12 protein-coding genes and 1 tRNA gene are annotated in these 12,241 nt (G+C 64.6%); 2 read left to right on the forward strand and 11 right to left on the reverse strand.

What is annotated here, in order from left to right; all coding sequences use genetic code 11:
- Positions 1-25 precede the first annotated feature (25 nt).
- Both aat and V6M87_RS19350 read right to left on the reverse strand, forming a co-directional pair.
- Positions 26-754, reverse strand: coding sequence for a leucyl/phenylalanyl-tRNA--protein transferase (aat, locus tag V6M87_RS19345; protein WP_332878289.1), 729 nt, complete (start codon positions 752-754; stop codon positions 26-28).
- Positions 755-759: 5 nt separating this feature from the next.
- On the reverse strand, positions 760-1,344 hold the full coding sequence (locus tag V6M87_RS19350) for an NUDIX hydrolase (protein WP_332878290.1): 585 nt from the start codon (positions 1,342-1,344) through the stop codon (positions 760-762).
- A gap of 163 nt (positions 1,345-1,507) precedes the next feature.
- Between V6M87_RS19350 and V6M87_RS19355 the strand changes: the two genes are divergently transcribed.
- Positions 1,508-1,584 (forward strand) — tRNA-Met (locus V6M87_RS19355).
- 108 nt (positions 1,585-1,692) lie between these two features.
- Positions 1,693-2,154, forward strand: a complete 462-nt coding sequence (locus tag V6M87_RS19360) for a T6SS immunity protein Tdi1 domain-containing protein (protein ID WP_332878291.1) — start codon at positions 1,693-1,695, stop codon at positions 2,152-2,154.
- On the opposite strand, the gene V6M87_RS19365 is transcribed toward V6M87_RS19360, so the two are convergent.
- The 9 genes from V6M87_RS19365 to lspA form a co-directional block, all read right to left on the reverse strand.
- On the reverse strand, positions 2,151-3,017 hold the full coding sequence (locus tag V6M87_RS19365) for a DNA-3-methyladenine glycosylase 2 (RefSeq protein WP_332878292.1): 867 nt from the start codon (positions 3,015-3,017) through the stop codon (positions 2,151-2,153). The genes V6M87_RS19360 and V6M87_RS19365 overlap by 4 nt on opposite strands.
- Positions 3,014-3,904: a DMT family transporter gene (locus V6M87_RS19370; RefSeq protein ID WP_332878293.1), complete on the reverse strand. Its 891-nt coding sequence runs from the start codon at positions 3,902-3,904 to the stop codon at positions 3,014-3,016. Before V6M87_RS19370 ends, V6M87_RS19365 begins: the two co-directional genes overlap by 4 nt.
- A gap of 75 nt (positions 3,905-3,979) precedes the next feature.
- A complete protein-coding gene (locus tag V6M87_RS19375) occupies positions 3,980-4,972 on the reverse strand; it encodes an XdhC family protein (RefSeq protein WP_332878294.1) in 993 nt (330 codons plus the stop codon).
- Between the two features lie 108 nt (positions 4,973-5,080).
- Positions 5,081-6,211 carry a glycerophosphodiester phosphodiesterase gene (locus tag V6M87_RS19380; protein WP_332878295.1) on the reverse strand — a complete coding sequence of 377 codons (1,131 nt, stop codon included), beginning with the start codon at positions 6,209-6,211 and terminating at the stop codon, positions 5,081-5,083.
- A complete protein-coding gene (locus V6M87_RS19385; RefSeq protein WP_332878296.1) occupies positions 6,211-8,589 on the reverse strand; it encodes a TonB-dependent receptor in 2,379 nt (792 codons plus the stop codon). Before V6M87_RS19385 ends, V6M87_RS19380 begins: the two co-directional genes overlap by 1 nt.
- A gap of 113 nt (positions 8,590-8,702) precedes the next feature.
- Positions 8,703-9,788: a M48 family metallopeptidase gene (locus V6M87_RS19390; RefSeq protein WP_332878297.1), complete on the reverse strand. Its 1,086-nt coding sequence runs from the start codon at positions 9,786-9,788 to the stop codon at positions 8,703-8,705.
- 17 nt (positions 9,789-9,805) lie between these two features.
- Positions 9,806-10,255, reverse strand: coding sequence for a dUTP diphosphatase (dut, locus tag V6M87_RS19395; RefSeq protein ID WP_332878298.1), 450 nt, complete (start codon positions 10,253-10,255; stop codon positions 9,806-9,808).
- Positions 10,256-10,428: 173 nt separating this feature from the next.
- Complete coding sequence (gene coaBC, locus V6M87_RS19400; protein ID WP_332878299.1) at positions 10,429-11,649, reverse strand: bifunctional phosphopantothenoylcysteine decarboxylase/phosphopantothenate--cysteine ligase CoaBC; 1,221 nt, start codon at positions 11,647-11,649, stop codon at positions 10,429-10,431.
- Between the two features lie 15 nt (positions 11,650-11,664).
- Positions 11,665-12,183: a signal peptidase II gene (gene lspA / locus V6M87_RS19405; protein WP_332878381.1), complete on the reverse strand. Its 519-nt coding sequence runs from the start codon at positions 12,181-12,183 to the stop codon at positions 11,665-11,667.
- Between the last annotated feature and the right edge of the window lie 58 nt (positions 12,184-12,241).

Raw genomic sequence — 12,241 nt, forward strand, 5'->3', positions numbered from 1 at the left:
AAAGTCGGGCGAAAAAACGCAGCGTTCAAATCTGATCGCTAAAAGGCGCCAACGGTTGCCACGCGCCGATCGGCGGCTGGTCCACCGCGCGGCGCAAATGGGCTAGAAATTGTGCGCGCGAAATAGGCGCCGCCCCTAGCGAGGCCAGGTGGCCGGTCTCCTGCTGGCAGTCAATCATGCGCACGCCGCGGCTGCGCAGGAAGGCAACCATATAGGCCAGCGCGATTTTCGAGGCGTCGGTAACGCGCGCGAACATCGATTCGCCGCAGAACATGGTGCCGATGCCCACGCCATACGCGCCGCCGACCAGTGCACCGTCGAACCACACTTCGGCCGAGTGCGCAAAACCCTGTGCATGCAGGCCGGTGTAGCCGGCGATGATGTCGTCCGAGATCCAGGTGCCCGGGCCGTCGCGGCGCGGTGCGGCGCAGGCGCGCATGACGTCTTCGAAGGCGCTGTCGAAGCGCACTTCCCACGGGCCGCCGTCGACGCGACTGCGTTCCACGCGGCGCAAGGTTTTTTTCAGGCTGGCGCTGATGCGCAGGTCGTCCGTCATGAGCACCATGCGCGGGTCGGTGCTCCACCAGAGGATCGGCTGACCTTCGGAAAACCAGGGGAAGATGCCATTCCGATACGCCAGCAGCAAGCGCGCAGGCGACAGGTCGGCCCCGGCGGCGAGCAGGCCCGGTGCGTCGGTGGTCAGCGCTTCCGAGACATCCGGAAACGGGGTGGTCGTTTCAAGCCACGGAATCATGCGGTTTAATCTGGTTCGCGCGGCGCCAGCATCGGTCGCACGATGTCCTGCGCGTGGAAGCCGAACGGCGCGCCGGTTTCACGCTGGGCGACGCGGTCGGCAAAAAACAGTTCGAGGGTGGTGCGGATGGTGGGGAAGGCGAGGTCGTCCCACGGAATATCTTCTTCGGAGAATAGTTCCACTTCAAGGCTCTCGATGCCCGCTGCGAAATCGAGGTCGAGCAGGCGCGCCAGGTAAAACAGGTGGACCTGGTGCACATGCGCCACGTTCAGCAGCGAGAACAAGGGGCCGATTGCAATATTGGCGCCGGCTTCTTCTTCGGTTTCGCGGATGGCCGCTTCGGCTGTGGTCTCGGCGTTTTCCATGAAGCCGGCCGGCAAGGTCCAGTAGCCGTAGCGCGGTTCGATGGCGCGCTTGCACAGCAGGATCTTGAATTCACCATCGCGCTCCCAGACCGGCAGCGAGCCGATCACCATCTTCGGGTTCTGGTAATGGATGGCGTGGCAGTTGTTGCACACAAAGCGCGGCCGGTTGTCGCCTTCGGGGACAGTCAGGACAACGGGATGGGCACAGTCGGAGCAGAATTTCATGGGCAGAGTCGTGATGTGAATGCGTCTACTTTACACCGATTGCCGGCCCGGCGCAGCCCTGTCGCAACGCCATCCTGGCAGGCGTTCATCATCAATCCGGTCAATCGGGAAAGAATTTTAGATTGGCGTTGCCTAATCAGGATCACTCCGCTATAATTCGTCCCGCGGGGTGGAGCAGTCTGGCAGCTCGTCGGGCTCATAACCCGAAGGTCACAGGTTCAAATCCTGTCCCCGCAACCAATATGCAAGCCGCTGATTTTCGAGAGAGAATCAGCGGCTTTTGCTTTTGTGCGTCAGGTTGTATGAGTGGGCGCAACGAATGCCTGCAAGGCCGGAACGCATCGCACCGTGAACAGTCTGATCTTTGTTGACTGCCCGGAGAGCGCGATGATCACCGTAGACGACATAAACGATGCCTGGGGCTGGTGCGGCCTGCACGCCGTTGCCATACTGGGAACGAATCCTTTCGGCAATTTGCTGCTGCGCGACGAAGAGGGTCGCTACTGGCGCTTGCGGCCGCAGGATCTGCTGTGCGAGCCGGTGGCCAGCAACCAGGCCGCGCTCGACGCGCTGTCGTACAACCAGGCGTTTCTCGACGCGTGGTATATGCCGGAGATGGTGAGTCTGGCGGAATCCACGCTGGGGCCGCTCGTCGATGACCGCAAATATTGCCTCAAAATTCCCCGGTCGCTCGGCGGCGATTATCTGCGCGAGAATCTGGCGACGGCGCCGTTGCCGCAGCTGATCCGGTTTGCCGGAGAGGGAGCGCAGCAGTTCAATGGCTTGCCGGTTTGGGGCGTGACAAGTTAGTACGGCCCCAGGCTGCGCCACAAATACGCCGCCGCCATGGTCCGGTACGGCGCATAGCGCGCCAGCAGCAGCTCGGTACGCGCGATATCCGGCTTGACGTCTTCATCCAGCAAGCGCTGCAGCGCCGAGCGCACCGCCACATCGCCATGCAGGGAACAGTCCGCGTAGCCATAGCCGCGCAGCAGCGCGTAGTTGACCGTCCATGGCCCGATGCCTTTCACCGCCAGCAGCCGCGTGGCGATGTCCGCGACGGGTGCATCGTCCTCGAGCGACAACTCGCCGGTCGCCACCAGCCGTGCCAGGCGCAGGATGGTCTCGGCTTTCGCACGCGAAAACTTGCGCGCCGTGAGCGCGTCGATAGCGAGCGCTGCGACGTCCGCCGCTTCCGGATAACACCAGATCCCGCTGCTGTGCTGCCGTCCGGCCTGCAGGATCAGGGTGCGCCGCAAGGCAATCGCAAATGCCACATTGATCTGCTGCCCGATGATGGCCCAGGTCAAGGCCTCGAACACGCTGGCCGACTGCACGATGCGCAGTCCCGGCGTGCGCGCGACCAGGGGGCCGAACCAGGGATCGGCGCGCACGGCGGCAGCAAAGGGTGCCGGGTCGATGTGCAGGGCCAGCATGCCCGGCAGGGCGGCGGCGGCCGCGGCGGGCAACGCGCCGTCGGCGGCCAGCGTGCAGTGCGCCGCATCTGCGCTGAAGGCGACCTCGAACAGCACCGGCACGCCATCGACCAGCACGCCCTTGCGAAAGCCGGCGGGAGTCACTTGTTCGGCCACGCCCTCCGCGTCGCGCGCATGAAACGCCAGCACATCGGCCACGCGGTAGCCGGGCGGCAGGGGCACGGCATGGTGCGTCATCGTGCCGTGACCGGCGCCAGCTTGTTCGGCCCTTTGATAAAGCCAGTCACCAGCGCGGTCCCCAGCAGCACAATGCCGGCGCCGACGATGGTGTACCAGCCCACCACCTCGCCGAGGAACAGCGCGCCCCACAGAATGCCGAACGCCGGCGTCAGGAAGGTTACGGTGAGCGCCGAAGTGGTGCCGATTTCTTCGATCAATTTGAAGTAAATGATATACGCGATACCGCTGCAGACGATGCCGAGCGCCAGCGTCGCGCCCATGATGCCGACGGTCGGCGTGCCGGGCGCCGGGAAGAACGGCAGCAGCGGCAAGGTCAGCAGGGCGGCGGCCCACATGCTGCCGTGCGCATTCGAGAAGGCTTCGACCTTTTTTGCGGTCCTGGCATACAGGCTGGCGATGCCGTAGCAAACGGCCGCCACCAGCGCAGCGGCAATTGCGATGCCGGCGCCGGGGCGGGCTGACACATGGTCGAAGCCCACCAGCAGCGCGACGCCGAGCGTGCCCAGCGCCAGCCCGGCGCCAGTGCGCAGGCTAATGCCAGTGCGGGTCCAGATGGCGCCGAGCAGCGCGCCCCACATCGGCGCGGTGGCGTTGAGCACCGTCAGCACCGACGCCGACAGGGTGCGCGCGGCGAACGCGAACAGGAAGAATGGCAGCGCAGAATTGAAGAACCCCAGGACCAGGTAGTGGCCCCAGTTGGCGCGCAGGTCGAGTTTCTTGCGCAGCAGCAGGCCGACCAGCAGCAGGAACAGGGCTGCTGAACCGACCCGGTACTCGATCAATAGCGCCGGCCCCAGCGCCGGCACCGCGATGCGCATGAACAGGAAGGAGCCGCCCCAGATGGCGGCCAGCACGAGCAATCGGATCAGGTTGGTGGTGTTCATCAGGCGGCACTCGGGACGAAAAACCAATCGTGGCATTTTTACATGCTTGCGCGCAAGCCGTTTCTTGCGCGCGTTTTAGGCGGCCTGGGCCATCATCGCTTCCGCATGCGGGATCTGCAGGGTTGGCGGCACCGCGTTTTTCACGGCAGTGAGCTCGGCCAGGATGGAGATGGCAATCTCGGCCGGCGTCTTGCTGCCGATATAGAGGCCAATCGGGCCGTGCAGGCGATCGATCTGCGCCTCCGTCAGGTCGAACAATTTGAGCCGCTCGCGCCGCTTGGCGTTGTTGCTACGCGAGCCGATGGCGCCGATGTAAAACGCGTCGGACTTGAGCGCCTCCATCAGCGCCAGGTCGTCCAGTTTCGGGTCGTGGGTCAGGGCGACCACGGCGCTGCGCGCGTCCAGCCGGGCCTCGGTGACCAGGTCGTCCGGCATCACGTGCACCAGTTCGACGCCGGGCAGCGACCAGCCGGCGCGGTATTCTTCGCGCGGGTCGCACACGGTGACGCGGTAATCCATGGCGGTGGCCACCTGCGCCAGAAAGCGCGACAGCTGGCCCGCGCCGATGATGAACAGGCGCCAGCGCGGGCCGTGAATGGTGGCCAGCACGCCGTTCTCGAAGCGCTGCACGGCGCCCGGTGCGGCCACGCCCAGCGTGACAGCGCCAGTGGCCAGCACCAGGCGCCGTTCCAGCAGTTCGTGGCCGTCCAGGGCCGCCAGCAAGGTGTGGATGCCGCTGGCGCTGGTGAGGGGCTCGATGGCCAGCTCGATGGTGCCGCCGCAGGGCAGGCCGAAGCGGTGCGCTTCGTCGGCGCTGATGCCGTAGCTGACCACTTCGGGCAGCGTGCGCGTGATGCCGTGCCGGCGCACGTGTTCCACCAGGTCGTCCTCGATGCAGCCGCCCGACACCGAGCCGACCACGACGCCGTCGTCGCAGATGGCCAGCGTCGCGCCGATAGGGCGTGGGCTCGAACCCCAGGTCTTGATGACTGTGACCAGCTCGCAGCGGTGGCCCGCGGCCAGCCAGGCGGCGCAGGTTTTGAGTACTTCGAGGTCGATGCTATCCATGGGTAAAACGCGGGTGCGGGAGAGATAAGGGTGTCAATCATACAAAAAAAAGCCGGGATGCGTCGTCGGTCTCACGAACGCGTCCCGGCCGTATGACGTCAAGTTATCTCAACCGATCGCGACCCTGGCAAGCGCCGTGTCGTCGCTGAACAGGCCGTCGATGCCGGTTTCCAGGTAGCGCCGCATCTCGGCAATGGAACCGGCCTCGTTGCGCACACCCGGGCCGGCATCGTTGCGGAAGTCGGCCGCCAAAAACATGTTCTCGGGCCGGAAGGTCCAGGTGTGTACCTGCAAGCCGGCCTTGTGGGCGTCGTCGACCAGCGTGAAGGGACGCGTGAGACGTTCGTCGGGGCCGAGCGGAATGATGCCGCGCGTGGGCGGTGCCACGATGTCGGCATAGGCCGCCATGTCGCGCAGGCCGCGCGCCGTGGTCATCGCACCGAAGGTCAGCGCGCCGCCGCTGGCCACCACGTCGGCTGGCTGCATGGCGTCAAGCTTGCCGCCGTTAATCACCAGCTGCATCAGGCGCACGTTATCCGGGCGCCCCAGTGTTTTGCGCAATGCCTTCAGGTTGGCCACTTCGAACGACTGCACGTGCACCGGCGCGCGGCGCGTGTACGCGTGCGCGCGCAAGGTCGCAACAAAGCGCTCTTCCAGCGCCAGGCCGGTGCTCGCAAAATAGGTCGAATGCTTCAGCTCCGGCACCAGGCCGATGATCCGGTCGCGTGCCGCCGCTTCGGCCGCGACGAAATCGATGATCTCTTCAAAGCTGAGCAACTGGAACTGCCCATCGTAGCCGCGGCTGATGCTGCGCACTGCGGACAGGCGCTCCACCGCGCGCAGCGTCTTCAGTTCGGCGAAGGTGAAGTCGGACACGAACCAGCCTTCGTGCGGGGCGCCGTCGATGGTCTTTTTCGTCTTGCGGCTGGCGAATTCAGGGCGCGTGGCGATGTCGGTCGTCTCGCTCATGAAGTTTTCGTGGCGCGCCACCAGCACGCCATCTTTCGTCACGACCAGATCCGGCTCGATGAAGTCGGCGCCGTCGGCAATCGCTTTCGCATACGCCGCCAGCGTGTGCTCGGGCCGCAGCGCGCTGGCGCCGCGGTGCGCCAGCAGCAGCGGGCGCGCGGCGGGGGCGAGGCGCTGGCCGAACGCCAGTGACGGCATGGCGCCGGCCAGCGCTGCCGCGCCGGTCGCACGCAGCACGTTGCGCCGCATGGTTTCGATGGTTCTCTGCATCAGATATCGGCCTTCAAGGTGATAAAGCCCATGCGTGGCGGGATCGGGTAGACGGCGTAGTTGAGGGCGGCGGCGCCCACCACCGGCTGCAGGACGCCCTGGCGGTTGGCCAGGTTGGTCACGTTCACGTTCCAGGTCAGGTTCTTCACGTAGCTCGACGCGAACGGCACTTTGCCCGAAACGTTCAGCCCGAACAGGACGTAGCCGGCCACCGACTGGTCGTTGGTGTAAGTGGCAAAGCGCTTGCCAACGTAATCGCCCGTCACCTGCATTTCGACGTCGCCCATATTCAGGGTAGCGGCAAATTTGTTCATCCACTCCGGTGTGTTCGGCACCACCTTGCCGGCGGTCAGCACCGGCGTCTTCGTCGTCCCCGTCACGGTATCGTAGTTGTCCTGGTACTCGGACCGATTGTACGACAGCGCATTGTAGAACGAGAAGTTGGGGCCGAAGCGGAACGTGCCCGCCAGATCGACGCCGTTGGTTTTCACACTGCCGACGTTGGCCAGGATGGTGGTGCCGCCGGCGAACGAGGTGATGATCGTGTTCGTGCTGATGGCCAGCTGGCGGTTGCTGAAGTCGACGTGGTACAGCCCTGCCTGGCCTTCGAAAGCGGTCAACGGGCCCAGGTTCAGCGTGCGCTTGTCGCGCAGGCCTGCCTCGTAGGTGATCGACGTTTCCGGCTTGGCGGTATTCTTGAACAGGTCGAATGCAGCCTGGCTGCCCAGGCTCCATGGCGAATTGCCGCCACCGCCGTAGGTGACGAACTGGCGCATGTTTTGCTGGACGTTGGCAAACACCTGGTCGGTCGTGCTCATGTCCCAGCGCAGGCCGAGCTGTGGCAGGAACCATTTTTTGGTGTCGATTTCACCTACCGGCAAGGCCAGCGAGCCGCCCGTCAGCGTCGCTGCCAGTTGCTGCACCGGGAACTGGCCGTCGGCATATTGCAGGCTCGATTTGAAGCCGGCCTGCAGCGCCAGGTCAGGGCGCAGCTTCCACTCGTCCTGCAGGTGCAGTTGCACCACCTTGTTGTCGATGAAGCTGCCGTACTGCGTGATCAGGGGATTGGTCGGGCGCTCGTACGGCGTACCCGGATTGTTCACGTCCAGCGCGTACCAGCGGCGATAGGCGCTGGAGCGATTGTGCTCGAACCAGATGCCGCCTTCGACCTGGTGGTCGCCCGCATCCCAGCGCAGCTTGGAAATCCAGCCGTTGCGATTGATCTTGTATTCGGTCGTGCGGGTTGCGTAGCCCGAATTGCCGAACACTGGCTTCTTGTCAGCTACCCCCGGAAAGTACGCGCTGAACAATGCAGGCAGGCCAGCCTGGTTGATCGGACCAGCCACGACGCCGGCGCCATCGTTGTGGTGGTAGTAGGCCTGGTTGCTCCAGGTGAGGGCGTCGGACAGGAACGCTTCGTACTTCACGTAGGCCAGCTTGTCGGTACGCTGCGCGTCGCTGTAGTAGTTCTGGAAGTTCGTGCCGACGCCGATTGGTGGCGCACCTTTGCTGTCGAGGTAGGCCAGGGCGGCCTTGAAATCGGGATACAGGAAGGGACGCGTGTACGGCGACACCGGGATGCCGGGGCCGTAGCCGGTGCTGTCCTCGTTCGGTTCGGTCTTGTCGGACCAGTTGGCGTACATCGTCAACTTGCCGGCGTCGCTCGCGTGGACGAATTTGAGGTTGGCCTGGTCATTGCTCTGGCGGCCGTTGAAATCCCAGGCCTTCGCTTCGTGGTGCAGCATCGAGAAAAACAGGCCGTTGTTATCGCCAAAGGTGCCGGTATCGAAGCGCAGGAAGGTGCGGGTGGCGCTGTGGCTGCCCATCGTTTGCTGCAGGTTGACGTTGCGCTCTTTGGCCGGGTCGCGCGAATAGGTTTCGATGGCGCCGCCCAGGTTGGAGGTGGAGGCGGTACCGAGGTCGCCGGCGCCGGTCGCCAGCACCACGCGGCTCACGTTTTCGCTGGTGAGCGCACGCTGCGGCGCCAGGCCGTTGTAGTTGCCGTATTGCTGGTCGCCGAGCGGCACGCCATCCATCGTGTAGCCCAGTTGCTGGCCGTTGAAGCCGTGCACGAACAGCGACAGGTTTTGTTCGTTATTGCCCCAAGGGTCGGCCGTCTGAAAACTCACACCCGGCAGGGCCGCGATGGCTTTCAAAGGGTTCACGCCCGGGATCACTTTCTGGATCTCGGCGCCGCCCAGCGACATCGATGAACGGGTCTTGGTCGATGTGACTTGTACGGTGACCAGTTCGGGCACGTCGGCGTTCGCAACATCGACCTCCGGTTCGGCGGCGATTGCGGATGGTCCGCTGCACAAGGCGGCAACGGCGAGGGCGATCAAGGTCAGCGAGGGGGCAAAGCGGGTCGAGTTGGTCATGACTATCTGCGTGAGTGAGGATGCAGCGCAGACTAGCGGGGAGATATGACGGGGTGATGACGAATGAATAACGACAGGAGGCAGGTTGGCCGTTGCGGCCAACCTTGTGAGGCTTACGGCAGCAGCGGTTTCTTCGCCGTGCGCTTGCCCTTGATCTCGTCTTCGGCCTTGTCGATGGCGGCCACGCGCGCGGCAGTGGCCGGGTGGTTCGCCACGTAGCCATTCAGGACCGTCGGCGGATAGGTGCCGTGCAGGCGCTTCCAGAAAGTGGCGGCGTCGGCGACTTCGTAGCCGGCGCGCACCAGCAGGTACAGCGCGAGGCGGTCGGCGGCGACGTCGAGTTCTGCCGGCATGGCCTTGATACCGCCACTGCCGATCAACATCGACGTATCCGGCCGCACGCTGACCAGGCTGTCGATGATGCTGCCAATGGTGCCCGCATTGCGCTGCATGGCCGCGTGGCCGAGCATATTGTGGGCCATCGTTTTGGCCACGATGTAGGCCAGTTCCTGGTCGTTGCGCGTGAACGCGATCAGCCCGCGCGTGACCATGATGCGGCTGCCGTCCGCATAGGCGTTGATGCTGTCGGCATTGCCCAATTCGATGGCAAACGCGCAGGCGCGCGTGACGGGCACGTTCAGGTCGCGCAGGTCGCCATTACGGTCGATTGACAGGGGCAGGGACGACTTGGACGCGATGATCGGGCCGAACACGGCGCCGGCCGAGGCGAGTGCATTCTGGCCGGTCGGCAGGGTCTTGCCGGCGGCCGCCACCAGGCCGTCGCCCACGCGCAGACCGGCCTTCGCCGCACCGCTGCCGGCCAGCACGCCCGTCACCTGCAGGCGTTCACCCATGCCGAAGGCTTCGTGGGCTGCGTCGTTGAATTCGCCGGGATACGAGTAGCGGTTCTTGGCGGTGAAGCCGAGCAGGTTGCGGGCCTGGCTCTTGCACAATTCGGCATTGTTGATCAGGAGCGGCGCGGCGACCCGGTACAGGCGGTCCTGCAGCGCCGCCATCTTCGTGAGCAGTTGCGCATTGGCGGCCATTTCGGGCGTGAGGCTTGCTGCGGCATCACGCGGTTTGCCTTGCACGATGGGCACGGTGACGTTGTCGGCGGGCTGGATGGCCGGGGTCTGGCACGCCGCCAGCACGGCGGCGGCGCAGACGCCGAGCGCGAGGCGCAGGGAAGGCAAATGCATGATGGTTGTCCTCATTATTATTGTTGGCCGGTGCTGCCGAAACCGCCGGCCCCCCGGTCACTGGCGTCGAATGCGTCGACGATATTGAATGCGACCTGCATCACCGGCACGATGACCAGCTGCGCGAGGCGCTCGAGCGGTTGCAAGGTAAACGCGCTCTGGCTGCGGTTCCAGGTAGAGATCATCAACTGTCCCTGATAGTCGGAGTCGATCAAGCCTACCAGATTCCCCAGGACGATGCCGTTCTTGTGGCCCATGCCGCTGCGCGGCAGGATCATGGCGCAGTAGCCCGGATCGGCCACGTGGATGGCCAGGCCGGTGGGAATGAGCACGGTGGCGCCGGCTTCAATGGTGATCGGTTCGTCGATGCAGGCGCGCAGGTCGAGGCCCGCGCTGCCTGGGGTTGCGTAGGACGGGAGCAGGGCGCGCATGCGCTCGTCCATGATTTTGATGTCGATTGTTTTCACTATTTTATATACCGTTTATTTGGTTATTGCCAGCGCGCGTGTAATTTGCCAGCGCGCGTGTAAACGTCATACCGGCGAAAGCCGGTACCCATACTGAATATGCTTGGGCTGAATTTTCACGTTCAGCATGGGCCCCGGCGTGCGCCGGGGTGACGGTGGGGGGCGTGTCGCGGTTAAGTCAGCAGCGAGCGCCGCTCCAGTCGTTTCGCAATCTCGGAAACGATCTGCCGCGCCAGCACCAGCTTGGGCGCAGTCGGCAGCACCGTGTGGCCATCCTCGTCGAACAGGATAACCGTGTTTTCATCCTGCCCAAACGCCTGCGGTCCGATATTCCCGACCAGCAGCGGCACGTTTTTGCGTGCGCGTTTCACGGCGCCATATTCGATCAGGTTCTCCGATTCGGCCGCAAATCCGACGCAATACGGCCAGCCGGACACCGAGCCGGTGGCGGCGACAGCGGCCAGAATGTCGATGTTCTGTTCGAACACCAGCTGCGGCGGCGCCCCGCCTGCTTCCTTCTTGACCTTCTGCGCGCTGGCATTGACCACGCGCCAGTCTGCCACGGCCGCCACCCCGATGAAGATGTGCTGGTCTTCGATACCGGCCATGACGGCGTCGTGCATCTGCTGGGCGCTTTGTACATCGATGCGGCGCACCCCGTGCGGCGTGGGCAGCGTGGTCGGGCCGGATACCAGCACCACGTCGGCGCCGGCCTCGCGCGCGGCGCGCGCAAGTGCATAGCCCATCTTGCCGGAGGAAAGGTTGGTGATGCCGCGCACCGGATCGATCGCCTCAAAAGTGGGGCCGGCCGTGATCATCACGCGCCGGCCGGCCAGCACCTTGGCCTGGAACGACGCCACCAGTTCATCGAGAATCTCGTCTGGCTCGAGCATGCGGCCCAGACCCACCTCACCGCACGCCTGCGCGCCGGCACCGGGCCCGAAGATGCGGATGCCGTCGGCGCGCAGCTGCGCCACGTTGCGCCGCGTGGCCGCGTTGTCCCACATCTCCACGTTCATGGCCGGGGCCACGTGCAGTGGCACGCCGCGTGGGCGCGCCACGCACAGCGTCGAGAGCAAATCGTCGCAGGCACCGTGCGCCAGTTTGCGGATGAAATCCGCCGAACACGGCGCGATCAGGATCGCATCGGCGCCACGTGTCAGGTCGATGTGCGCCATGTTGTTGGCAATGCGCGCATCCCACTGGTCGATGTGCACCGGATGCCCGGACAGCGCCTGCATGGTGACCGCGCCGATGAAATGCGTGGCCGCCTCGGTCATCACGACCTGCACCTCGGCGCCCTGTTTCACCAGTGCGCGGCACAGCTCCGCCGCCTTGTAGCAGGCCACGCCACCGGTCAGGCCGAGCACGATTTTTTTACCTGGCAGGTCCATGCGCAGCTCCTCGTATCAGTTCTTGTTCACGCGCCGCAGCTCATCGAAGATGAACAGGACGGCGCCCACGGTGATCGCGCTGTCGGCGATGTTAAAAGCCGGGAAGTGGCCCCAGCCGGCAAGGTGGAAATCGAGGAAGTCGATCACGTGGCCATACAGGACGCGGTCGATGACGTTGCCGATCGCGCCGCCCATGATCAATGCGAGCGCCCAGCAAAACATGCGCTGGCCGGCGTGGCGGCGCAACAGATACGCCATGAAGCCGACCGCAACAACGCCGATGCCGGTGAAGAAATAACGCTGCCAGCCGCCCTGGTCGCTCAGGAAGCTGAACGCGGCGCCCGGGTTGTAGGCCAGGACCAGGTTGAAGAAACTGGTGATCGGGCGTGAATCGCCCAGCTGAAACGTCTTCGTGATCGCAATTTTCGTCACCTGGTCGAGCAGGATCACGATGGCGGCGATGCCCAGCCATGGCAGCATGCTGCCGCTATTTTTCGAGGTGGTCGAGAATATTTGTTTTTTTTTGGTGGCCATCATGTGGTCAGGTGAGGTGGAGGGGCCGCCACGGCGCTGTCAAGGCGCGGTGGCGGCA

The organism is Massilia sp. S19_KUP03_FR1, assembly GCF_036688685.1.
Taxonomy (GTDB): domain Bacteria; phylum Pseudomonadota; class Gammaproteobacteria; order Burkholderiales; family Burkholderiaceae_D; genus JALYUM01.

What these genes read in the sequence shown, in the direction of transcription:
- lspA (WP_332878381.1), bottom strand. Translation starts at nt 12,183, where the DNA reads ATGGCCACCAAAAAAAAACAAATATTCTCGACCACCTCGAAAAATAGC.
- coaBC (WP_332878299.1), bottom strand. Translation starts at nt 11,649, where the DNA reads ATGGACCTGCCAGGTAAAAAAATCGTGCTCGGCCTGACCGGTGGCGTG.
- V6M87_RS19390 (WP_332878297.1), bottom strand. Translation starts at nt 9,788, where the DNA reads ATGCATTTGCCTTCCCTGCGCCTCGCGCTCGGCGTCTGCGCCGCCGCC.
- V6M87_RS19365 (WP_332878292.1), bottom strand. Translation starts at nt 3,017, where the DNA reads ATGACGCACCATGCCGTGCCCCTGCCGCCCGGCTACCGCGTGGCCGAT.
- V6M87_RS19375 (WP_332878294.1), bottom strand. Translation starts at nt 4,972, where the DNA reads ATGGATAGCATCGACCTCGAAGTACTCAAAACCTGCGCCGCCTGGCTG.
- V6M87_RS19350 (WP_332878290.1), bottom strand. Translation starts at nt 1,344, where the DNA reads ATGAAATTCTGCTCCGACTGTGCCCATCCCGTTGTCCTGACTGTCCCC.
- V6M87_RS19370 (WP_332878293.1), bottom strand. Translation starts at nt 3,904, where the DNA reads ATGAACACCACCAACCTGATCCGATTGCTCGTGCTGGCCGCCATCTGG.
- aat (WP_332878289.1), bottom strand. Translation starts at nt 754, where the DNA reads ATGATTCCGTGGCTTGAAACGACCACCCCGTTTCCGGATGTCTCGGAA.
- V6M87_RS19380 (WP_332878295.1), bottom strand. Translation starts at nt 6,211, where the DNA reads ATGCAGAGAACCATCGAAACCATGCGGCGCAACGTGCTGCGTGCGACC.
- V6M87_RS19385 (WP_332878296.1), bottom strand. Translation starts at nt 8,589, where the DNA reads ATGACCAACTCGACCCGCTTTGCCCCCTCGCTGACCTTGATCGCCCTC.